This window comes from Flectobacillus rivi (assembly GCF_030056655.1).
GTDB lineage: Bacteria > Bacteroidota > Bacteroidia > Cytophagales > Spirosomataceae > Flectobacillus > Flectobacillus rivi.
On sequence record NZ_JASHIE010000005.1, the window covers coordinates 177,228 to 201,335 of the forward strand.

General features: G+C 38.8%; 19 protein-coding genes and 1 tRNA gene. 10 read left to right on the forward strand and 10 right to left on the reverse strand.

What is annotated here, in order from left to right:
• Positions 1-202 precede the first annotated feature (202 nt).
• Together QM481_RS08615 and QM481_RS08620 are read left to right on the forward strand one after the other, a co-directional pair.
• Positions 203-1,609, forward strand: coding sequence for a DUF3500 domain-containing protein (locus QM481_RS08615; protein ID WP_283381438.1), 1,407 nt, complete (start codon positions 203-205; stop codon positions 1,607-1,609).
• Positions 1,610-1,802: 193 nt separating this feature from the next.
• On the forward strand, positions 1,803-2,981 hold the full coding sequence (locus tag QM481_RS08620) for a HupE/UreJ family protein (protein ID WP_283381439.1): 1,179 nt from the start codon (positions 1,803-1,805) through the stop codon (positions 2,979-2,981).
• Positions 2,982-3,068: 87 nt separating this feature from the next.
• Here the strand turns inward: QM481_RS08620 and QM481_RS08625 are convergent, their stop codons facing one another.
• The 3 genes from QM481_RS08625 to QM481_RS08635 all read right to left on the reverse strand — a co-directional run bounded on the left by QM481_RS08625 (position 3,069) and on the right by QM481_RS08635 (position 8,552).
• The gene (locus QM481_RS08625; RefSeq protein ID WP_283381440.1) at positions 3,069-5,429 is read right to left on the reverse strand and encodes a glycoside hydrolase family 127 protein; all 2,361 of its coding nucleotides are present in this window, start codon (positions 5,427-5,429) and stop codon (positions 3,069-3,071) included.
• 64 nt (positions 5,430-5,493) lie between these two features.
• Positions 5,494-6,744 (reverse strand): NAD(P)/FAD-dependent oxidoreductase, encoded by a 1,251-nt coding sequence (locus QM481_RS08630; RefSeq protein ID WP_283381441.1) that lies wholly within the window; start codon positions 6,742-6,744, stop codon positions 5,494-5,496.
• Positions 6,745-6,830: 86 nt separating this feature from the next.
• Positions 6,831-8,552 (reverse strand): DUF885 family protein, encoded by a 1,722-nt coding sequence (locus QM481_RS08635; RefSeq protein ID WP_283381442.1) that lies wholly within the window; start codon positions 8,550-8,552, stop codon positions 6,831-6,833.
• A 374-nt stretch (positions 8,553-8,926) separates the two neighbouring features.
• Here QM481_RS08635 and QM481_RS08640 point away from each other — a divergent pair, with 374 nt between their 5' ends.
• Entirely contained in the window at positions 8,927-9,451 is a 525-nt protein-coding gene (locus QM481_RS08640; protein ID WP_283381443.1) for a helix-turn-helix domain-containing protein, read from the forward strand.
• On the opposite strand, the gene QM481_RS08645 is transcribed toward QM481_RS08640, so the two are convergent.
• Together QM481_RS08645 and QM481_RS08650 are read right to left on the reverse strand one after the other, a co-directional pair.
• On the reverse strand, positions 9,441-10,403 hold the full coding sequence (locus QM481_RS08645) for an HNH endonuclease (RefSeq protein ID WP_283381444.1): 963 nt from the start codon (positions 10,401-10,403) through the stop codon (positions 9,441-9,443). The genes QM481_RS08640 and QM481_RS08645 overlap by 11 nt on opposite strands.
• 138 nt (positions 10,404-10,541) lie before the next feature.
• Positions 10,542-10,614: transfer RNA gene (locus QM481_RS08650), tRNA-Phe, on the reverse strand.
• Between the two features lie 367 nt (positions 10,615-10,981).
• On the opposite strand from QM481_RS08650, the gene QM481_RS08655 reads away from it, so the two are divergent.
• The 5 genes from QM481_RS08655 (at position 10,982) to msrC (ending at position 15,409) form a co-directional block, all read left to right on the forward strand.
• The gene (locus QM481_RS08655; RefSeq protein WP_283381445.1) at positions 10,982-12,310 is read left to right on the forward strand and encodes a 4Fe-4S dicluster domain-containing protein; all 1,329 of its coding nucleotides are present in this window, start codon (positions 10,982-10,984) and stop codon (positions 12,308-12,310) included.
• Between the two features lie 133 nt (positions 12,311-12,443).
• Complete coding sequence (locus QM481_RS08660) at positions 12,444-13,442, forward strand: alpha/beta hydrolase (RefSeq protein WP_283381446.1); 999 nt, start codon at positions 12,444-12,446, stop codon at positions 13,440-13,442.
• 12 nt (positions 13,443-13,454) lie between these two features.
• A complete protein-coding gene (locus QM481_RS08665; protein ID WP_283326255.1) occupies positions 13,455-14,249 on the forward strand; it encodes a (Fe-S)-binding protein in 795 nt (264 codons plus the stop codon).
• Between the two features lie 74 nt (positions 14,250-14,323).
• Positions 14,324-14,815, forward strand: a complete 492-nt coding sequence (locus QM481_RS08670; protein WP_283381447.1) for a hypothetical protein — start codon at positions 14,324-14,326, stop codon at positions 14,813-14,815.
• 108 nt (positions 14,816-14,923) lie between these two features.
• Positions 14,924-15,409 carry a free L-methionine (R)-S-oxide reductase MsrC gene (gene msrC, locus QM481_RS08675; RefSeq protein ID WP_283381448.1) on the forward strand — a complete coding sequence of 162 codons (486 nt, stop codon included), beginning with the start codon at positions 14,924-14,926 and terminating at the stop codon, positions 15,407-15,409.
• A 196-nt stretch (positions 15,410-15,605) separates the two neighbouring features.
• On the opposite strand, the gene QM481_RS08680 is transcribed toward msrC, so the two are convergent.
• The gene (locus QM481_RS08680; protein WP_095161028.1) at positions 15,606-16,016 is read right to left on the reverse strand and encodes an RrF2 family transcriptional regulator; all 411 of its coding nucleotides are present in this window, start codon (positions 16,014-16,016) and stop codon (positions 15,606-15,608) included.
• Between the two features lie 373 nt (positions 16,017-16,389).
• Between QM481_RS08680 and QM481_RS08685 the strand changes: the two genes are divergently transcribed.
• Positions 16,390-17,739 carry a flavin monoamine oxidase family protein gene (locus tag QM481_RS08685; RefSeq protein ID WP_283381449.1) on the forward strand — a complete coding sequence of 450 codons (1,350 nt, stop codon included), beginning with the start codon at positions 16,390-16,392 and terminating at the stop codon, positions 17,737-17,739.
• A 121-nt stretch (positions 17,740-17,860) separates the two neighbouring features.
• Complete coding sequence (locus tag QM481_RS08690) at positions 17,861-18,574, forward strand: SIMPL domain-containing protein (RefSeq protein WP_283381450.1); 714 nt, start codon at positions 17,861-17,863, stop codon at positions 18,572-18,574.
• A 168-nt stretch (positions 18,575-18,742) separates the two neighbouring features.
• Here QM481_RS08690 and ftsZ read toward each other — a convergent pair whose 3' ends face one another.
• The 4 genes from ftsZ to QM481_RS08710 form a co-directional block, all read right to left on the reverse strand.
• Positions 18,743-20,155, reverse strand: coding sequence for a cell division protein FtsZ (gene ftsZ, locus QM481_RS08695; RefSeq protein ID WP_283381451.1), 1,413 nt, complete (start codon positions 20,153-20,155; stop codon positions 18,743-18,745).
• 385 nt (positions 20,156-20,540) lie between these two features.
• Complete coding sequence (locus tag QM481_RS08700; protein WP_166550996.1) at positions 20,541-22,034, reverse strand: M20/M25/M40 family metallo-hydrolase; 1,494 nt, start codon at positions 22,032-22,034, stop codon at positions 20,541-20,543.
• A 473-nt stretch (positions 22,035-22,507) separates the two neighbouring features.
• The gene (locus QM481_RS08705) at positions 22,508-23,044 is read right to left on the reverse strand and encodes a thioredoxin family protein (RefSeq protein WP_166552582.1); all 537 of its coding nucleotides are present in this window, start codon (positions 23,042-23,044) and stop codon (positions 22,508-22,510) included.
• A gap of 72 nt (positions 23,045-23,116) precedes the next feature.
• On the reverse strand, positions 23,117-24,073 hold the full coding sequence (locus tag QM481_RS08710) for a TIM barrel protein (RefSeq protein ID WP_283381452.1): 957 nt from the start codon (positions 24,071-24,073) through the stop codon (positions 23,117-23,119).
• Between the last annotated feature and the right edge of the window lie 35 nt (positions 24,074-24,108).

Sequence of the window (24,108 nt, forward strand, 5' to 3'; positions counted from 1 at the left end):
AAGTCCATTGTGTCATTTTTGATGCAATGGACTTTTACTTTTAAAATGGTCTATTAAAATAGATAGTTTGTCGTGCAAAATCTTCTTTTGGGCGATTCACCTACTGATTTTTCCTTTTCACTTTTAATCACCTATTTTTCAATAACGAATCCTCATATCCACAAGTCACAAGTATTGTAATCAATCAAAACCCATCAAGGATATGAAATTCAAAATCACGATTGCAAGCGCAATTTTATTTACCACATTGATAGCCATAAGCTGCAAGCAGGACGAATCCGTAGTCTCGACTTCAGCTACAGCTTCTATCTCTGCCTTAAACTGCTCATCTACCACCTTTTCGGCTACTCCTGTATCTGGAACTGCCTTTACAGGAACTGCCACTGTGCCTTATACGGGTGGCAATGGAGGTGCTTATGCTACTGGTACTGCTGTAGCTTCATCGGGCGTAACAGGTTTGACAGCTACGCTTGCTGCAGGAACATTGGCATCGGGAGCAGGCTCTGTCACCTTTGCCATTACAGGAACGCCAGCTTCAAGTGGTACTGCTACTTTTGCTATTACAGTGGCAGGTCAATCATGTACATTTTCTTTAACAGTCAATACCGCTGGTTCTGGGTCTTCTTCTGGGTCAAATGGTACTGGAACAACATGGTCTGTAGACACCGATATTACTAATATTGTAGCTATGGCAGAAGCATTCAAAGCAACGCTTACGTCTACGCAAATCACCTCATTACAAGATACCTACAACAAAGCTCATGCACAAAAATGGTCAAATCTACCTGAAGGATTGTATCGAGGTCGTTCAGGTTTGCAATCAAGTACATTTAGTACTGCTCAATGGACAGCTTTTTACAACCTTCTTAAAGTGGCAACCAGTTCTGTAACCAGTGAAGGCAATGCTGAGTATTTAGGTATTTTGGCAGCAGATGATTACTTGAATTCTATTGGAGGAGGCTCTGACTATGGATCAGGCAATTATTATATTGCTTTTATAGGAACTCCAAGTACAACTGGACTTTGGTGCTTGCAGATAGGCGGTCACCACGGTACCATCATTTATACTTACAATGGAGGAAAAATGACGGGAGGTACACCTTCTTTCCGCTCTACCGAGCCATTTCCTACCTATACTTGGAAAACAGTGACTTACAACCCAATTCAACAAGAACTGACGGCTTTATCAAATATGTTAAAAGGCTTAAGTTCGAGTGAATTGACTACAGCAAAACGTTCTGCGGCACAAAATGATTTGATTTTAGGCCCAGCGCAGGATGATAAATTTCCAACGACGAAGACAGGTGTAAAAGCTGGTAACTTGACTTCGGCACAACAAGACTTGGTATTGGCTGCTATCAAAACCTATACAGATGATTTGGATGATAAAGCCGCAGCTGCCATTTATGCTAAATACAAAGCGGATATTGCAGATACCTATATTTCGTATTATGGTACAACTGACTTGACCTCCAAAGGCGATTATGTATTGATTGATGGTCCGAATGTATGGATTGAGTTTTCGATGCAAGGCGGTATAATCGTCAAAACAGCGAATCACCCTCACTCAGTTTGGAGAGATAGAAAAGCTGATTATGGTAGCAACTAAGTATGAATGCTGAATGTAAAATTGCATTAATACGCTTTAAGCAATAAGCCGTAGGCACTAAGTAAAAATGTATTCATGATTTTATTAGAAACACTTTCATACTTTTAGCCTACGGCAAATGGCTTAATGCCTACTGCAGATCAAATTACCCACATACTTAAACTCAATATTCCTAAACTCGCCACTTTTACTTATGTCGTCCGTTAATCTTAAATATATATACCTTTTCATAGCATTTCTTACGAGTATTCAGCTTTTTGGACATCCTATGCCAAGCTCGATGGTGGTACTCAAGGTGCATGAAAAAAGTATTTCAGGAGAAATACAATTACCCTTAGGCGAGCTTCAATCTGCTATTGGCATGGGAGTTGACGACCATTCGGAGCACTTGGTAGAACGCCTTGGTGATACACTTCGTCATTATTTGATGGCACATATTCGTCCAAGAAGCTTTGATGGAAAAGCTTGGACAGTAACCTTAGGAAAAATGTGGGTGACTGAGGAGAAAACAAACCGAGCAACGGGCGATTATAGAGAGTTGATTGTGATGTTTTCGATGGTGCCTCCTGAGCATTATGATTTACGAAATTTTTATTTTGACTATGATGTGATTTTACATCAAGTAGCGAGTCACCAGATTTTAGTAAATATTAAAGAGGATTGGCAACAAGGTTTGGTTTCGGAAGATTCAACTTTACAACAAATTGGCATAATAGCTCTGGATGTTCCAAGTGGTAAAATACCTGTTTTTCAAGTAAGCTTACAACAAGGTAGTACTTGGCAAGGCTTCAAGAATATGGTAGTGCTGGGTATTGACCATATTGCAGAGGGCACAGATCATATTTTGTTTATTTTGACCTTGTTATTGCCAGCGATGCTTATGGTTGAAGATAAAAAATGGGGCGCTTATAAAGGGTTCAAACCAAGCACATTGACATTACTTAAAATAGTCACAGCCTTTACCATTGGACATTCATTAACCCTGCTATTGGGTGCTTCGCAATGGTTAAATTTACCGGTAAAACCTATTGAAGTCTGTATTGCTATTACGATTTTGATTTCTGCAATACATGCGTTCAGACCTCTTTATCCTAAAAGAGAAGTCTTAATTGCAGGGAGTTTTGGATTAATTCATGGAATGGCTTTTGCCGAAACTTTGACTAATTTGGAGCTTTCAGTCAAACAAATGGTATTAAGTATTTTGGGTTTTAATATAGGAATCGAACTGATGCAGTTATGTATTATTTTAGTAATATTTCCTCTATTACTCTTACTTTCTCAAACTCGATACTATACCATTTTTCGTCAAATTGGGGCAGTGATAATGATTGTCATGGCAATAGGCTGGATGGTTGAAAGAATAATTGAGTAGGCGATGAGTAAAGTATTTTCTAGTAGCAGGGGACTTTACCTCGCTACTAGAAATATCTTTTAGACAAAAGTAGTTTATCACTTACCATTAATCAAGGCTCCGTACTCCAAAAACTCTTCCTGCGGTTTTGCCTGTGTGTGCTTTGATGGTTACTCTGATTTTATTTTTATTAGCAGTAAAAGAAGTATTAAGCGGGTAAGATATATCATAAAACTTGCCAGTTGCTCCACCTTTCAACTCTTGTGTTGCCAATACTTGACCGTCTACTAAAATATCGAAGAAACGACCTTTGTCATCACCAATATAAGTCATCAAAATCGATGCTTGGGTTGAATTAGCTTTGATTTTTAGGTCAAATGAAAAAGAACCTCCTTTTCTGACTTCGCGACCTGTACGTCCTAGCGCGTCGCTCACATAAGATTCACCATCGATGGTAAGGTTGTGGTCACGCTCGGGTTGCATTTCGCCAATTCTGAAATTGTCTACTGTTTTATCTTCTATCTCTTTCTGACGTTTTTTCTCTGCTTCATAAGCTGCCTTTTTCTCCTCCCAACCAGCTTTGGTAAAATAATCCCAATACACGCTGTAATGTTGTTGATAACTTTGATAGAAAGGAATTAGGGTTACTTCAAAAGGAACAGCCACTTGTTGGGTTTTGAAAGTTAAGGGAGAGTTTTCTACACTTTTTACCCACTGATTTACATTTTTATTGTCTGTCAACAAAACAGGAATGCCATATACTGGATCGGGATTTTCTTTGCCTAATTGTCCTGCCAAAACCAAAGGGCCGTACAATAAAGCGATACGGTCTTTGTTGTCAGGCATACTTTCGCTGTAAACCTGCATAGGCATATCGAGTGTCACTTGGTCACGATTATTCCATGTTCTTTCTACGACAATATAGCCATTGGCATCTGGCTCCGAAGCAACCGACTGTCCATTAACTTTTACTTGAACGCCGTTGGTCGCCCACCAAGGTTTACGAATTTTAAGAGCAAATTTTTGAGACTTGCGAAGTTCTAAAGTGAGTTGTGAATTGCCCTGAGTTGGATATTGTGTTTGTTGTGTCAATACCAAGCCTTTGTCTTTCCAATTCAGACGAGAAGGAATAAATAAGTTCACAAACAGACTGCCATCAGCACCTTGAAAATAAATACTTTCGTTGTACTTCACATGATTTTCCATACCACTGCCAACACAACAAGTAAAGGTATTGAACTGGTCGCTGAAATCTTTTTTAGTACCCATTCTCAAGGGCACAAAATAGCACATCATACCGCTTTCGGGATTTTGTGATGCCAAAATATGGTTGTAAAGCGCTCTTTCATAATAGTTCGTCAACTCGCTATTGGGTTGCCAAGTAAACAAATGGCGAGTAAGCTTAAGCATATTGTAGGTATTACAGGTTTCGCAAGTGTTGTCGCTTAAATGTTCGCTCAGTTTGTCAGGCTCGCCGCAGTATTCGTAATTACTATTTCCGCCAATCACATAAGTATGATGGTGTACCATAATATCCCAGAAAAAGCTTGCGATAGTTTTATCAGACTCCAGTCCTGTTAGTTCGTATTGTCGGGCACTACCTATGGCTTTGGGTACATTGGTATTCGAATGTTTGCCAGCCATCGGATTAATACGTTTCGACAAAGGCACCATCACAAAGTCGTCATAGAATTTATAAGACAAATCGAGGTACTCTTTTTTGCCCGTAATCGCATATAAGTTAGCCAAAACCTCAGCCATTCCGCCGTATTCACATTTAAGCATTTTTTGTAATAACTCTGGCGAAAGTGGGTTAACTGTTTTTCCTGTCCAATCGGCCATACCTGTCACTACGGCTAAAGCTTGTTGGTTGCCACAATACAAGTACGCATCTAACAAACCCGCCATGACTTTATGAACTGTGTACCAAGGGCTCCAACCGCCGTTGAGGTCAAAACCTCCTGACTTAATTTCGCCACGCGATACTTTCGTGAAAATCGAATCTTCTTTTGGAATAGCACCTACATAACCCGTTTTGCGCGCTTTTTGGCATTCTGCCAAAGCTGTTACCATTTCGTTGACACGGTCTTTAAACACTTTTTGTTGCGACGAAGCATACATCATCGCACATGCCGAAAGATAGTGCCCAAGCGTATGCCCCGAAAGACCTTCACTTTCCCATCCGCCATACACTGCGCCTTTGGTAGGTAAGCCCGCATTGAGATAAAAACGATGTAACAAGCGTTGTGGCTCGATACTCAACAAATACGCTGCATCTTTGTCCATCGCATTTTTGAATGGCGAACCTTCTAGTAAAGTTACTTCGTCCAAGTCGAATGGATAAGCTTGTAAGGTAACTTTAGATTGTACTTTAAAGCGTTTGTCAACTTTGAGAGGGGTATAATTTTGGGCATTTATTTTTCCCAAAAACAATAAACAAAAAATAGAGAGAAGGGTGAGTTTTTTCATAGAGGAGAAGATAAAGAAAGGCTTTTATCTAAGAATGATGTCATGAGATAAAAGCCTTTACTTTTTAGTCAAATCGTTGTGGATTGAATGCTTGAATATCGATACTGGTCGGTTTTTCGCTGATAATTTCTTCGACCAATTTTCCTGTACCTGGCCCTAAACTAAGTCCCATCATCGAGTGCCCTGTAGCAATTACGACGTTGTCATAAGTACTAGTACGACCGATATAAGGCAAACCGTCTGCCGAGCAAGGTCGGAAACCATGCCAGATGTCTTTTTCGGCAGGAAATGCTATATCAAAAGTTGGTAAAAAGCTTTTGACTGATTGTAAAATTCCTTTTACACGTTGGAAATTCGGAGGAGTGTTTGTCGAAACCACTTCCATCGTGCCTCCCATACGAATCTTGTTGCCATCCATAGGCGTTAATGCCACACGACCTTCTGCCAAAATAATAGGATGGTTGATTTGATGAGGACTATTTTCCAAAGTCAAAGAATATCCTCTACCTGCCATCAGTGGAAGGGTAATACCGACCAACTCAGCTAGTTCACGGCTCCAAGAACCAGCCGCTACCACTACTCCATCGGTAGCATATTGCTGTTTGTTGGAACGGATATGAGTGACTTTTCCATTCTTTTTTTCAAAACCCGTAATACTTTCATTCGTTTTGATTTCGATACCTTTTTGCTGTAAATCTGCGATAAGATTTTTCATTAAAAGGTTCGGATAAACGTGAGTATCACAATTAAACTGAAGTCCCCCAATGGCATTGAGGGGCGTTTGCGGTTCTAATGCCTGTAACTGTGCTTTATCAAGATATTTTACATCAAGACCTAATTCATGTGCTTTTTCGACGGTATGATGTGCGTGGGCAGCCACGGCTTCTGTTTGGAAAATCTCAAGCATACCTTTACGCTCGTAGCCAAAGTCAAAAGCAGCGCTAGCTTCCCATTCTTCAAACAGTTTTTGACTCAATAAAGAAATATCTCTCAAAGGCACTGCCGAATTCTCTACATGTTGAGGATTAGCACTTTGCATAAATTTGAAACCCCAATTGATTAATGCTTTATTCAAAGAAGGTTTTACGTAAAAAGGACTCAAAGGATTAAACATCCATTTGATTCCTTGCCAAATAATCCCAGGTGCTGCCAAAGGCACAAAATGACTTGGACATACATAGCCTGCATTACCATAAGAACAGTTATCCGATAAATCTCCTTTATCAAATACCGTCACCTTGTAGCCCGCTTCATGCAAATAATAAGCAGAACTTAATCCTACAATCCCCCCGCCAATAATTGAAATGTGATTCATGGTATGTTGATTTGAAAATTTGAAGATTTGAAAATTTGAAGATGAGTAATCACATTTTCAAATTTCCAAATCTTCAAATTCTCCTATTATTTAAGTGAATAAAATCTCCAGTTGGTTTGATAATCTTTCGGTAAAAGTTTGCGAGAAAGGATAGCGCGTATCATTTCGATGGGGAGCTTGTTCTCCTGCATAAATTGATCATGAAATTGTTGATAAGTCATTTTTTTCGTACCTACCAATTCATCTTTCAATGCTCTGATTTGTAAGCCTCCAATCATATAGGCGATTTGGTATAATGGGTCATAACCTCCTACAAACGAACGGCGTACTTCGCCCTCAGCATTGGCATATTCGTGACCTACACGGTCTACCAAAAAGTCGATACACTCTTGCGGCGACCATTTGCCAATATGATAATTGAGCGAGAAAATAATACGAGCACAGCGGTGCATACGCCAAAATAGCATCCCAACTCGGTCTTCTGCCGAACGAGGGAATTTCAAATCATATAACAGCATTTCCCAATACAATGACCAGCCTTCTACCCAAAATGGTGTTTCGAAATGACGATAGGTTTTGTATCTACGTGTCATAAACGATTGTAAACCGTGTCCAGCAATGAGTTCATGATGTACGGTAGCTCTCGAAAAATGAGGGTTGTTACCACGCATACTCATCATTTTTTGGTCATGCGTCATCGTGTTGGTAGGATACGAAACAATAAACTCTTCACCGCCTAAGAAGAAAGGATTGACCAATTGACGTTCAGGACTCATCATCGACAATCGCCAAGTTTCTTCTGCCAAAGGCGGAATCGTAATCAAATGGTTGTCTTTCAAGAAAGCGATAGATTCCTCATATAATTTGACCATTGCAGAGGGCTGTTGTCCAGGCGGAACGGCCGTTTGCTTTACTTTTTCTAAAGCAGCCTTCCAATTATCGCCAAAACCCATCTCACGACTAGCCTTGAGCATTTCGGCATCGCACCAAGCAAATTCCTTGTTGGCTATCTCCACCAGTTCTTCTGGCGAGTAAGGAATCATTTCTAATTTCAGTTTACGCGTGAGCTCTTCTTTGCCAATAGGATTACCTACAATTCCCGAAGCATCATTTTTGACTTGAGAACTTACGGTGGTAGCTTTCAGAAAAGCCGAAGAATAGCCCTTTAAGACGCTATCTAACTCGGCATAAGGTTTTGCCATCCACCAAGTAAACATCGGGTCATAGCCATTATAAAAACTATAAACAGAGTTTAAGGCAGATTTTAACCCCAAAGCAATACGACTACCTCGGTTAGATAAATCTTTGGTAAGGGTTTTTGTTTCCTTTAATTTGGCTTGTAGACCAACAATTTGTTTCACACATTGATTAAGTTCCGATGCCAATTTAGGCGAATCTGGCATTAGACCTCTGCGGCGAGCTTTTTCGGCATCGTAAATTACTTGTGCAAACGGAAACCAGTTTGCCAACTGCTGAAAGGCGGTAGCTTCTTCTTGACTTTGATAAATGACATCTTCCCAATCCCTTTTGATCAATAAGTAGTCCACACGCCCGCCAGCATCGAGGGCATTATAGTCTATTGGCTGTAGTTGCGTAAGATAAGACTGAGCTAGGGTTTTGAATCGTTCTCTACGCTCAGGAGAATGGTCGATCGTGTAAAAACGCTGTAAGTTGCCACGATCGGCATGATACATCTCGATAAGTTGTCTCAAAGCATCATTAGCAGCTATTTTCTGTGCCCAGCTAGGACCCGCACACAGCAAAAGCATCCCCAAAGTAATAAAGTATAATTTGACGAAGTGTTTCATACATAATGATAGTTAAGATGCCTAAGACGGTTTCCCAAGATAAATGGGTATAATGTAAAATTACTTTATTCAAGAAGGAAGCGCTATGTACATTTTATCAAGATATAATCAAATATTAACCAAGAATATAAGGAATTGTTGAAAATGGTGGTAATAAATAGGTATTGGGAAATTTAGATAATGAGAATTATGGTGAAAATATTATTCTGATTCATGATAGCAGAATAGCGTAAGTCAAAAATAATCAGAGGGTTAATGTTGAGAGTTTTTATAAATTCATTAGTATTGTGAGTGATGTTACCTAATTAGGCAACATTTTGCGATTGGATAAAAATATTATTGAAGGACTATATCAAATAATAGATTTCGACATCATGAATAAATTACCTCGTATTACTAAGATAGTATCAGTTGAGCCTTATAAAATCACTGTAGTTTGGACTACGGCTGAGATACGAGTGATAGATTTCGAGCCATTTTTTCAACAATGGAATAAAAACGCTAACGCACATCTTCTAGCACTGAAAGATTGGGAGGTATTCAAGCATGTGGCAGTGAGTGAATCAAAAACATTAGAATGGTCGAATCATGCCTCTGTCTTAAATTTTAGAAATAAGCGTATTGAAGTTCCCACTAGCCTCGACCCAGACGTGCTTTATGAACAAAGTCTTTTCATCAAGAACATAGATACAATACCTGTAGGTGTTATGTTGAAAGAAGCCCGAGAAAAAGCAGGTCTTAGCCAAGCAGAAGTAGCCTTGAGCGCAGGTACAACCAGAAACTATATTTCAAGAATTGAAAACGGTAAAAGCGATATTCAATTAGAAACCCTTCACAAAATTGTAGCACTAGGCTTGGGAAAGGAATTGAAGGTGGAGGTGGTAGATTCTAATCTTTAAAGATATGCTCTCGATGCCAACGAATATTCTCAATATTAGGGTAGTGTTTTGATCCAAATGGCATCATGATCTTTTTTTGACGTAATTGTGCCAGACTGTAAGGGTGTTCTGTATTTTCGCTAATTTGTGAAGAAACCAAAATCCTAAAATGGTCATCAATACTTACAAGACCTTTATCAAACGCTGTATGTAGGTTTGGACAAAGGGCTAATCCATTCGTGACTTTATCATCTTTTGAAATACTAAACGGGATGATGTGGGCAGCTTCAATTAAATCTCCACCAAAATCAGTGATAAGTTTCATTCCTGACATACAACAAGTGGAGGAGTAAACCTTTCTGATTAGGCGTGGAAATAAACCACTTCTTACAAAAACTTCTTCTTCATCGATTGAGTTGAAGCCAATGTCATAAGTTGGAGCCTCTTTTTCGTTCAACAAAAAGCCTTCTAAATCGTTGATATATCCTTTTCCAAATTGTTTGGCGATGACGAATTGTTCCTTCGTTTTTGTAAAATAGGTGTCAAGAATAGTATGTTGAGCTAAAAGTCTAAATTCTGAATTTAGTAATAACTGATAAAAGTCTTCCTGAAATGAAGCGTATTTAACTACTTCCTTTAAAACATTAATGCTTCTGATATGATTTGTGAGGGTGAAACCAAAATTGAGATGAAGTTTCCAAAAAGGCTCTCCCACTAGCTTTTCGTTTTGAAGATAATAAAAAGGCTGAGTGAAGTCTGGACTATGTGCTGTATCAACCAAAAGAGTCCAGTTTTCTCTAAAATGTGCTACAAAGTCAGGGTCAATGTAAAATTCATTCTTTAGAAAGTGCCCGTTTTCAATTAACTCGATAATAGTCAGGATCAGGATAAGCTTATGTGGAGCATTTCCATATTTGGAAGTGCCTTGTCGAATTGATTTGAGTTTTTGAATAGAACTTCGAACATCAATCATTTAAAAATGAGTTAAGATGTGAGATAAATAAGATTTAGAAATAAAATATAGTAACAATTATTGTAGAGAGAAAGAAAACGTTCATTTTTCCCCTAAAATCACAAAACCCCCTCAGAAATAAATCTGAGAGGGTTTTTGTGGTAAAGGGCGGACTCGAACCGCCGACACACGGATTTTCAGTCCGATGCTCTACCAACTGAGCTACTTCACCGTTCTGATTTCCCGTCACATTTTCGTGTTTTGTTCGTGTGTTTCGGGACTGCAAAATTAGTAGACAGAAATTAAAAACCAAAATGTTTTCGCAAAAAAAATGAAAAAAAATTGCGAAATTTTTAAAATTAGGGGCTTTTTGTTTGATTTTCAGAAAGTTACATCGATAAAAATTTTTACAAAAAAATAGAAAAAAATTAAAATAGTATGCTTGCATACTATTTTAATTTTACCCATCTTTGCAATATGCAGTTTTTTCATGAAAAAATATTAATTGAATATATTTGGTAGCTTTTTAAGGCAAAATCAAGTGGTTTTCTCAAGATTTTGTCCCTATCAAAAGTAATCAACAATAATCTCAACTTACTATGCAAGTCGTACAACAAATTCTATTTCTGTTAGCATTAGCTGCGGCAGGGTATTTTATCGGACAACGTATCAAAACTATTCGCAACACGATTTTACTAGGTCGTGACGAAGACCGTAGCGATCGCCCCGAAGAACGTCGTGCCATGATGCTACGAATTGCTTTTGGACAGCAAAAGATGTTTGATCGTCCGTTGATTGGTTTAATGCACTTTGTGGTATATGCAGGTTTTTTGTTAATCAATGTCGAGGTGCTCGAAATTGTCTTAGACGGTCTCTTGGGTACTCACCGTCTATTCGCTCCAATTTTGGGTGATACCTATCCCCTTTTGATTAATTTCTTCGAAACAATGGCATTTGGGGTATTGGTCGTATGTGTAATTTTCTTGGTTCGTAGAAATATCACCAAAGTAGAACGCCTTCAGTCTACTCGTCACCGCGAGTTGAGTGGTTTTCCAGAAATTGATGCCAATACGATTTTGTTTTCTGAAATTATCTTAATGTTTTTTCTTTTGAGCATGAACGCTGCCGATAGTGTTTTGCAATCGAGAGGCGTTGAGCATTATCATCCTGTAGGAACTTTTGCGTTTAGTGGATTTCTCAAACCGATTTTTGAGGGATGGAATACAACCGCTTTGATTGCGTATGAGCGTTTGGCTTGGTGGTTGCATATTCTGGGGATTTTGGCTTTTGCCGTATATGTGACTTATTCAAAACATTTGCATATTTTCTTGGCGTTTCCCAATACCTATTTTTCAAACTTGGAAGCTAAAGGACAAATGGCTAATATGCCCTCGGTGACGCAAGAAGTAAAAATCATGCTGGGGCTTGAACAACCTGACTCGGACGCACCTGCTGAAATTGGTCGTTTTGGAGCGAAAGACATCAAGGATTTGACTTGGAAAAACTTGATGGATGCTTATTCTTGCACTGAATGTGGTCGTTGTACTTCGCAATGTCCTGCCAATCTCACAGGAAAGGCGTTGTCGCCACGAAAAATCATGATGGATACTCGCGACCGTCTAGAAGAGGTTGGACGCAATATGACGCAAAATAAAGGGCAATTCGTGGATGATGGAAAGTCGTTGTACGGCGATTATATCTCAGCCGAAGAATTACGCGCTTGTACTACGTGTAATGCCTGTGTACAAGAATGTCCTATTAATATTTCTCCATTAGAGATTATTCTCCAATTGCGTCGATACCAAATCATGGAAGAATCTGATGCTCCAGGCTCATGGAATGCGATGTTTTCGAACTTAGAAAACAATCAGGCTCCTTGGAAATTCTCGCCAGCAGATCGATTCAATTGGGCGCAGAAAGAGGGATAAGGTTCAAAGGCACAAAGTGTTTGTTTCATTCGAAAAAATTTGAGCTGTAAAATTAACTTTCACTTTGTGCCTATGCGCCTCTGCCACTTTGTGCCTCACAAAAAAACTTTTAACTCAAAAAACAAAACATAATATGCGTCGCTTCATCAGCATACTTTTTGGGGTCATCGGGTTTGGTGGTATTCTCTACTTGTTGGGACCCAAACCTGATGCTCCAACTTTGACAGACTATAGCTTTAGTCTTCCCGATTCTTTGAATGCCCTCGAAGCTCAAATAAATGCCGAAGAAAAAGCCGTGAAGGGTATTAGAGAAGACAATCAGGCAAGAATTATTTGGGCTGATTCTTTACAAAAAAAGCCGACAGATGTTGCGCTTTTATATGTTCATGGTTTTTCGGCAAGTCAAGAAGAAGGTGACCCAGTTCATACCAATTTGGCAAAAAAGTACCATGCCAACTTGTACCTAGCACGTCTCGCTGGGCATGGGATTAATTTGGGTGATAGCACCATGAAAAACCTTACAACAGACCAAGTATTAGAGTCGGTAGAAAAGGCTTTGGCTATTACTAAAAAACTAGGCAAGGAAGTTATTGTTGTAGGAACGTCGTTTGGTGGAGCGCTAACCTTATATCTTGCTTCGAGACATCCAGAAATCAAAGCAATAGTATTGTATTCGCCTTGTATTGAGATATTTGACAAAAATGCGGCAGCGCTTGATAATCCTTGGGGTAAAAAATTAGCTACCGCTATTTTAGGTTCAGAAATACGAGATTTTAAACCCTATAATCCGCTTCATGCCAAATATTGGTCAACGCACTATCATGTGGATGGCTTAATTGCTTTACAAAATTTCTTGACTCATGTGATGACACCAGAGACTTTTGCGAAAGTAAAATGCCCAACTTATTTGGCCTATTATTATAAAAATGAGCAAGAACAGGATAAAGTAGTATCAGTGCCTGCTATGCTTAAAATGTATGATGAATTGGGCGTTGATGCTTCGAAAAAGGAGAAACAAGTATTCCCAAATGCAGGCAACCACGTAATAGCCTCGTATGTGCTTTCGAAAGATTATGAAGGAGTGCAAAAAGGCACAGAAAAGTTTTTAGACGAAAAGGTTTTCCGACCATAAAATATTCAACAGATGTCACAAGCGCTAGAATTCAAAGTACCAACCATGGCTGATATGGCCATGCAAGGTGAAACCCCAGAAATTTTGTTTTGGGTAGGTTGTGCAGGGTCATTTGATGACCGATATAAAAAAGTTACGATTGCTTTTGCCAAAATTCTCCATCGTGTAGGAATCAAATTTGCGGTTTTAGGTACTGAAGAATCATGTACTGGCGACCCAGCACGGCGTGCAGGTAATGAATTTTTGTTCCAAATGCAAGCGACGATGAATATCCAAGTACTAGATGGGTATGGTATCAAGAAAATCGTTACGGCTTGCCCACATTGCTTCAATACCCTCAAAAATGAATATCCAGCTCTGGGAGGAAATTATGAGGTATTACATCATTCGGAGTATTTGCAACAATTGATTAACGACGGTAAAGTCAAAATGGCTGAAGGCGGTAGTTTTAAGGGCAAAAAGATTACCTATCATGATTCTTGCTATTTGGGTCGTGCCAATGAGGTTTATGAGGCGCCAAGAGCTGTATTAGAAGCCCTCGATGCCGAATTGGTAGAAATGAAGCGTTGTCGCACCAAAGGTTTGTGTTGTGGTGCGGGTGGTGCACAAATGTTTAAAGAGCCTGAAAAAGGTAATAAGGATATTAACGTAGAACGCATCGAAGACGCCCTAGAAACTGGTGCACAAACCATTGCTGTAGCTTGTCCATTTTGTATGGTCATGATGTCGGATGGGGTGAAAAATAAAGAAAAAGAAGACTCCGTAAAAGTTTATGACCTAGCGGAACTCATTGACGCAAGTATGTAGTTGTTGGTGTAGGCTTTGGCAAAGAGATTCCCTATTTTTATCTTTGTCAAAGCTTACTAAAAGCCATTACAATTATGTACGTAGCATTCGAAAATATATCTCCTTCGGCACGTGTTTGGGTTTATCAAACAGAACGCCTTCTTTCATCTGACGAAACAGCTTTTGTTGGTCAATATCTTCAGCAACAAATTGAACAATGGGCAGCACATGGTGCACCGCTATTGGGAGCTTTTCAGATTATTCAAAATCGATTTATTATTGTAGCCGCCGACGAACAGCAAAACGCTGCTTCGGGATGCTCTATTGATGCCTCTGGGCGTTGGTTTAAGGAGTTGACACAACACCTCAATGTCAATTTCTTCGACCGCTCAATTGCCTATTTTAAAGGAGATACCATCGAAACTGTTGAGATGTTGAAAATCAGAGAATTGGTAACTTCTGGCGAGATTACGCCTGAAACTCCTATCGTTAATACGCTTGTCGCTACAGTTGCCGAGTTCCAACAGAAATGGACACTTCCAGCAGGCGATTCATGGATGGCGAGATATTTTAAGCAATTAGTTTAGTTTTAGGGCTAAGGGGTTGGACAAGGAGGCAATAAATACATTGTTCTGAAAGCTGACAGCTCAAAGCCAAAAGCCAATCAGGCACATCAACAAACAATTAAAATCAAAATGGCTGAGAATTTATTTATTCCAGAAACAAAAGATAGAAAAGAAATATACGAGGCTGTTATCCCACAGATTGAAGCGCTAATCAGTACCGAAAGTGATTTAATAGCCAATTTGGCAAATATTGCAGCAGTACTGAAAGAAGCATTCGGTTTTTTCTGGGTAGGTTTTTATTTAACCAAAGGAAATCAACTCGTTTTAGGACCATTCCAAGGTCCTTTGGCATGTACGCGCATCAACTTTAATAAGGGCGTTTGTGGACATTGCTATACCACAAAAGAAACGGTAATCGTACCTGATGTTGAAGCTTTTCCAGGGCATATTGCTTGCTCTTCGGCGTCAAAATCGGAGATTGTACTACCAGTTTTTGATCAAGAAGGAAATGTGGCAATGGTATTGGACGTAGATTCTGATTTGCTCAATGACTTTTCGGAAGTAGATGCAGAAGGTTTAGGAAAAATCATAAAAGCCTTGGAAAAAACGCTCTAAATTTCTGTAATGCTGAATCGTCTCTAATTTATTGAGTGACTGATTATTTTGCGTCAGTAGAGACGCAATGATTGCGTCTAAATCCGAGTTATATTACCAAAAAAGCGGTCGAAAATTATTTTTCGACCGCTTTTTTGGTAAAAGTTGGAGAGTAATCCTAAAATCACTCAATAAGAAATGACTGATGCTGGTTGATTTATTTGATCAAATCAGCCAAGGTAGTGTCTTCCAATACCGTAAGGTTTGCATCACGCCATTTTTCCATCACACTACGAAGTGAACATGCTTCTTCACTCACACAGTCGTCACACTTGCCATAGAAATGCAAAGAGACACAAAGTGTTGGAGAAATTGGACCATCTATAATGCGGATAATTTTAGCAAAAGTTACTTGATCGGGAGACATTCTAAGATAGTATCCGCCTCCTTTTCCTTTTTGACTTTGCAAAATGCCATGGTTTCTGAGTTCCAATAGAATAGCCTCTAAGAATTTCTTTGGAATGTGCTCTGATTCAGCAATATTGGCAATCAACAAAGGACCTTTCTCATATTCACGAGCTAGTACTTTTAAAGCTTTTAAAGCGTATTTGGCTTTCTTGGAAATCATATTCTGTTTAGTTTCTTGATGCTTGAATCTTTTACTAAGGGATTTTTGGGCTCGAATCAATGGAAGCCTTTCTCCTCCATAACAAATCCAGTATCCAGAGTAGTTCTATTTGCTTTATAGACAAAGCTACATAAAATTTATGGGATTTGATAATTTTTCTAAAATTTGAATATGCCCAAAAAATGACTATATTTCAGTGAAAATGCTAATTTTTTCGTAAAATAATTATAGTTATAAGGTGAATGGAAAATGATTTTTATCATAAAACTGTTTCATCTGTCATCGACTAGCAAAGAGTAAGACAACAATGAATATATCCTCATAACCTGTTGTCTCCATATATCATTTCAATTGTGATAAAAACTTTCTTTTCATGAATAACTCCACAGATGTCATAATTGTTGGAGCAGGTTTTGCGGGACTTACTGCCGCCAAAGCTTTGCTACAAGCTGGAAAAACAGTGCAGATTCTCGAAGCCCGCTCTCGTGTAGGCGGACGCGTACATACCGAGCATTTTGACGACTTCTATTTGGATATGGGTGGAACTTGGGTTGGTCCCTCGCAAGATAGAGTTTATGCCATGTTGAAAGAATATCAACTAGCCACATTTCCAACTTATGATGAAGGAAAAAGTACCTTAATGATGAATGGGAAACGTAAAAACTATAAAGGATTAATACCCCCCTTGCCTATTCCTGCGTTGCTGAGTTTAGATTTTGCGATAAAGAAAATCAATGAGTTATCTAAAACAGTGGATCTTTCAAGTCCTTGGAATACGCCGAATGCGCAGCATTGGGATAGTATGACTTTACAAACATGGATGAATCAACAGATGCGTTTTAAAACTGCTCGAAAACTTTTTGGAATAGCTTCTGAGGCTATTTGGGCAGCGCATCCAAACGAAGTTTCTATGCTTCATGCTTTATTTTATACTAAATCAGGAAGAGATTTTGATACCTTGATGAATGTAAAAAATGGAGCTCAAGAAGAACGAATTTTGGGTGGAGCACAAACTTTAGCCCTCAAAATAGCGGATGACTTACCCGAAAATACGATTCTCTTAAATCATCGTGTAGACTCAATCGTGCAAGATGAACAAGGAGTTGAAGTCATTGGGAAGGATTTTCATTATCATGCTTCCAAGGTTGTTGTGGCAATTCCGCCTACCCTTACGCATAAGATACAGTTTTCTCCAGCATTGCCAGCCAACAGACAGCAATTGGTTCAGCGGATTCCGATGGGGAGTGTTTGGAAATGTTATGCGGTATATGAAAAACCATTTTGGCGATCAAAAGAACTCAATGGGTTAGCTGCAAGTGATGAAGGATACGTGAGTGTAACTTTTGATAATTCTCCCAAAGATGGCTCAAAAGGAATTATAATGGGATTTGTATTAGCAAATCAAGCAAAGGCTTTTTCTCTTTTGTCAGAACAGCAACGTAAGGAAGTAGTGCTAAAACAGTTTACCCAATTTTTTGGCAAAGAAGCTCAAACTCCCCTATTCTATGTGGATAAATCTTGGGCAGAAGAAGAATTTTCGGGTGGATGCTATGCTGGACTGATGCCTACAGGAGCGTGGACAAGCTTGGGAAAACACCTTCGTGAACCTATAAAAAATATCCATTGGGCAGGTACAGAAACTGCCGAAATTTGGAATGGATATATCGATGGCGCCATTCGTTCGGGTGAAAGAGTCGCTGATGAAATCTTAGGAAAAATATAAAAATAGCCTCACGATTGATTTTTCGGCTATTTGTTAAACTTTTGTTAATATATACTTGAGTTATCCAAAGCCCGTTGTAAAGACATAAATTGATGTTTCAAAAACAAATCTTTGTACTATTATGAAAAAGTTAATGATGGCCTTGGCAATGTTTGGTGGAGTTTTATTTTCTACGCAAGCACAAAATAATGATAAAGCCCCTGTGAAAAAAATTGAAGTGACTGGTACAGCCGAAGAAGAGGTATTGCCAGATAAAATCTTTGTTTCGGTTACTTTGAGAGAATATTTCAAAGATAAAGACAACAAGAACCGAGTAGATATTTTGGTATTAGAACAGCAATTACAAAAAGCTGTGGCTGAGGCAGGTTTATCTAAAGAAGCCTTAACGGTTGGAGGTATCAACGGTTATCGTGAATGGTGGGGTAAGAAAAAGCCTACCAATTTTTTAGAAAGTAAAACTTATACTTTGGCGTTAGCAAATCTTTCAAAAATTGATGCTATTCTGAATCGTGTTGATGAAAAAGGGATTTTCTCTACGAATATCGAGCGCTTTGAGTATTCGAAAATAGAGGAGCTAAAAAAACAAGTAAAAATCAAGGCTCTTCAAAATGCTAAAGAAAAAGCTAACTATTTATTAGCGGGTATTGGCGAGCAGTTGGGTGAAGCTTTGGAGATTTACGAAATCGATAATGGCTATTATCCACAACCTGTATATGCTGCGATGAAACGTGAAATGGCAATGGCAGCAGATGCGGCTCCAATGCAAGAGAGTACAGTAGATGTACAAAAAATCAAGGTAAGATTTGATATGAAAGCTGTGTTCAAAATCAAATAGGGTGTTGAGTATTAGTGTAAATACACTTTAGGCTATAGGCATTAGGCAAAATAGAAACGCTTTTAAACTTTTAGCTTACGGTATATAGCGTACAGCCTATTGCAAGTTAAATTACAATTATTCAGGTGATTATATCAAAAAAGGGTATCGATTCCGATACCCTTTTTTTTATTCGTACAATGGCTGGTCAAATAACTCAACTTCAGGAACTTGACTTATATCTATCAAAGGCACTTTGTGTCTTAAATAAGCAGGAGTCTCAAGGTCTGTTTCATTAGGTATTTTTTGACAAAAACTATCTATCATACGTCTAATACGAAGCGTGTCATCTTCATGCTTGTAATAAAACGTTGGTTTATGTTCCGTTCTTTCTTCCTCTTCTTCATAAACATCCTCTTCTTCATAAACCACTACAGGTGGTTGAGGTTGAGGCTGGGGTTGAGGAACAGGCACTCTTTGTGGGTTGTTGAAATTACCTACAGGTTTTGGCGATAACGGTCTATCAACAAGGTCTTTAATGGTAGTAGGCTTAGGTTTAGGAGCCACAATATGCTCTTTTTCTTCACCATTTTTACCATTGACAGGTAGTGGAGCATCGTCGCCCAAGTCAAATCCTGCGGCGATAACCGTTACACGCATTTCTTCGTCCAAATCATCATCTAGGATAAAACCAAGTTTGAAACCAGCAGGAGCTTCGCCGATTTCTCGCATGATATAGTCTGTGATAATTTGTTGTTCTTTCACGCCCATAACTTTTGCTTTACTAGTAGCTACAGTTACAAGGATACGTTTTGCACCTTTGATGTCTTTGTTGTTAAGCAACGGCGAATCGAGGGCACTTTTGATTACTTCTGATGCACGATTTTGTCCTTTAGCTGAAGCTGTACTCATTACCGCTTGACCAGCGTTGCTAAGTACTTTTTTAACATCCTTAAAGTCGGCGTTGATTTTACCAGACTTGGTAATTACTTCAGCTACTGATTTGGCGGCATTGGCCAATACATCATCAGCGTGTTCAAATGCTTCGAGTATATTTAGATCTTCATAAATCTCAAGTAATTTATCGTTAAGTACTACCAAAACTGTATCACAAGTACGTTGTAGTTCCTCAATACCACGCATAGCAGCATCGATTTTTTCTGTTCCTTCCCACGAGTAAGGAGCAGTAACAATAGCAACCGTAAGAATATCAAGACTTTTGGCAACCTTAGCAATAACAGGTGCTGCCCCAGTACCTGTACCACCACCCATACCTGCGGTGATAAATACCATCTTGGTGCCACCTTCCAACAACGCTGTAATCTGAGCTGCACTTTCTTCGGCGGCTAATCTACCTTGTTCTGGTTCGGTACCCGCTCCAAGACCTTCGGTAAGAATGGCTCCTAACTGAAGTTTTGTAGGCACAGAATTATCATTCAAGGCTTGTAAATCGGTATTACAAACCACGAAATCAACATCCTGAATTTTCATTTCATACATGTGACGAACAGCATTGCTACCGCCACCACCAACGCCTATGACTTTGATAATATTAGAAGGCTTATCATCCTTTAGTTCGATATTATGATCAAAAAATGCCATACGCTTAAACGGGTTAAGGATTAATAATATTCAGTAAGGATAAGTTAGGGATTATGCTAGTCGCAAAGACAGGATAATCAAGTAATAGATGGTCGCTACCTCGGTCAGTTTACTTTGGTGTGCCAACCGCAAATTTAAGCTCCCAAAATTACAAATAATTTTAAATTACTCAGGTATTGTAAGTACCTATCAATATGACATATACTATAAAATTACATAAAAGTTGCCAGATTGATACATTATGCTTTTGATAATCAGCATATTTTAGTGAGTGGTCAATTTATAAACTTAAAAATCCTTTTTATTCGTATGATTTGAAACCATAAAAGTTGGAGTTCGGCGAAGGAGGTTTTGCTAACCTAGCCCCAACTTTTATGAAATATTGTTATTCGCTAGCGCCCCATTTCCATTCACGACCAAGTTCTAGTTCTTTGCGAAGATTTTGCTTAATGAAAAAATCTCGTGTTGAGTAATAATCCATCTTTTTGGCAGGAATTTCTTCTGCATTTGCCATCGCATATAACATCATAGCTGTGTAACGAACGGTATTATTGATTTCATCCTTTTTAATCAAATCAAATTTGTCACAATTGGCATGATAGCAACCAATAGCTTCTGGTGCAATACTACCAATTGGCGACGCCGTAGGAATACCTTCAAGCATAAATGTTTGGTGGTCGGAGTGCAAGCCTGCTTGATTGATGACTGTATTTTTGTAAGAAGGTTCAACTTTCTGAATGACCTGCCCAAATCTTGTAAATAGAGGTACCATTTCGTCACGCCCCGATGTATTGAATCCATTGGCGTTGTTTGCCATATCAAGGTTGAACATAAAAGCCACTTTGTTGATTGCATTGCTTTTGTTGAGCTTTTCAATCATGGCTTTTGAGCCTAGTAGACCTTCTTCTTCACCCATAAACATCACAAACTCGATCGTTCTTTTAGGTTTAAGTTTCAGTGCTTGGAAGGTACGAGCAATATCCAAAATTGAGAAAGACCCGATGCCATTATCTAATGCACCATGTGCCAAATCCCATGAGTCGAGGTGACCACCAATGACAATTTTTTCATCTTGATGGCGTTTGCTACTACCTTTGAGCGTTGCAATCACATTGCGAGCTTTAATCATGCGACTAAAGTTTTTCATGTCAATCATCGCTACCAAATTTGGTTCTTGACTCAACCACGCACGAAGTTCCATACCACTTTCGAGCGATACACAAACGGCTGGGATTTCAATCAAACTTCCTGTTACAGAGGCAGTACCTGTCAATAGGACATTCCCTTTTACCGTATTCACAAAAATGACCCCAACAGCACCATATTGCATAGCTAGGGCAGTTTTCTCGGAACGGTGCAAATTACGTGGACCTTTGATAGGTGCTAACAAACCAATGTTGACAAGGGCAATTTTGCCAGATAGCTTATCTTTCACTGCTTGAAAATCACCTTCTAAACCATTACCAACGTCAACTATTTCAGACGTAACTTTTGCCTCCACAGGAGTCATGGCTAACGAAACGACTTCGACATCACGGAAATTATCGCTTTTACGTGGCGCAATCGCTAACGTAACGGTATCGCGTGACCATGCTTCTACCTGAAATGGTTGGTATTTGACATCGCTAAAACCGTAGGATTTTAGTAATGCGTGTGCATATTCTTCCGCTTTTTTACCATTGCTACTGCCAGTAAGGCGATGACCAATGGTTTTGCAAGCTTGTCCTAGCGTTTCGTAAGCTTTCCCATTTGACAAAACTTCGGTATTGATTTGGCGAAAGATTTCTTCTAATTCGTCGGTTTCGTCTTTGATAGGGTTATAGGCAGCGGTACCAATGAGTAATACTACGGCAAGCAGACTCAAAAAACTTTTTTTCATCATGTTATGTTAAACAAAATTTGCTAAGAGTGGACACCCAATAGAATCAATTAAAACGAAATGGCAATAGTTCACACAAGAATAGCATGCAATCTAAAGTAAGAATTCAAAATTGGCTACGAAAGGGCGATGGTAGTTTTTAGAATGTTGACTACAATTTTATACAAATGACTATACTCTCCTAATTTATCGTACAAATAATTGATTCCCAAAGAAAAGCAATTTAAGGCTATGTGAAGCTACTCTTACTCCGTTTATTGGAATATGTATTTATCGAAATTTACAAAAAAAACCTTGTGTAGTAAATGCTTAGCAATCAAAATTTAGTATGTGTATGGTTTGGTTATTATTTACCTTATAACATTAGGTAAAGGTAATTTTTATGGACAATTAAAGCTAGATTCTTATTTAAAAAGGCAAAAAACTTCAAAAATCTACTGAAGCTTTTTGCCCAATTAAATGATTATGCTGATTTATTTTGTGCTACCGTATTGCTTAGGGTAAACATCTTTTTGAAATTTATCCCATTCACCTTTTTTGTAGTGGTCGTCACCAAAGTAGGTAATAATTTGGTGAAACTGTTTTGCATCCTGATAGCCTGGCACTGGCTGAATCATATTGAATTTCTCGTCCAGATACACAATCGTAGGAAACGACATTTTTCCTTGTAACAATTGCACGCCTGCTTGGTTATAACCGTTTTGCCAAATATACTTTTGCGTTCCAATCGTAATATCGTCTTTCTGCTCGGCGTCGAGTTTTACGGCGTAATATTTTTGATTGATATACTCAATAACTTTGGGGTCAGTAAAGGTTTTTTGATCCATTACTTTACACCATCCACACCAGCCTGTGTACACATCGACAACGATTTTGCGAGGCTCTTTCTGAATAGCCTGAAAAGCTTGCTCAAGGGTCATCCACTTGATTTTGGGCTTTGTAGCCGTATCTTGAGCATTGGTATATTGGACAAAGAGTAAGCAAAGTATTGCTAACAAGAACTTTTTCATATCCTAAGTAAAATGTAGTTTATATTTGATAAAACTGCTGGTATCCAGTTTGCTAACTACAAAGTTACAGGCTTAACTCAAGATTCCTCCCACTTTTTGGAGTAATTTTAATGTAGCCTTAATTCCTTCGTCTTCGCTCAGCTCTTCACCTTCAAATTCGATACCTACGATACCTTTAAAGCCAGCTTCTTTGACAATTTTCATCAAACGAACGTAATCCATATTGCGTTCATTGCCATCGGCATCAAAAACATTACTTTTGGCGCTTACTCCTTTGGCAAAAGGCATCAATTCTTTTACACCTTTATAACGGTCGTATTCTTCTATGCAAGTTCTCCAGTTGGCAGCATCACGCTTGATACAGAAATTACCAAAGTCTGGCAATGTACCGCAGTTTTTCATGTTTACGGCCTTCATAACGCCAGTAAGCCATTCACCATTTGACGAATATCCTCCGTGGTTTTCTACAATAACATTAATCTTCATCGTAGCTGCAAACTCACTAAGTTTAGCCAAGCCGTCGGCTGCATTTTTTGCTACTTCTTCGGCAGAGCCTTTACCTCCTGCATTTACACGAATGGTTTTACAGCCCAAAAATTTAGCAGCTTCTACCCATTTTTTATGATTATCTACCGTTTGTAATCTTTTCTTTTCATCCGAATCCCCCATGTCGCCTTCGGCATCGCACATGATTAGGTGATTTTTGACTCCGTTATCGTTGCAACGCATCAACAATTCTTTCAAGTAAGCGCTATCTTTCCCATTTTCTTTAAAATCTTTGGTAGATGACTTAAAGCAAGTATTTACGTATTCTACAATACCGATACCAAAATCTTTACGAGCTTTTACAGGAAAATCGAGGTTGGTCATTTGTCCACCAAAAATCGCTTTGTGCAAAGACCACTCGGCCAAAGAAATTTCGAAGAAAAGTTTTTTGCTAGCTTCAGAAGCAGCTAACATATCTGGCGCAAGAGCCATTACACCGCTGGCAGCAGCAAACGTTTTGAGAAAGTCACGACGTGAGTTCATTGGATAATATTTGTTAAATTGTTTATTGGTAAATA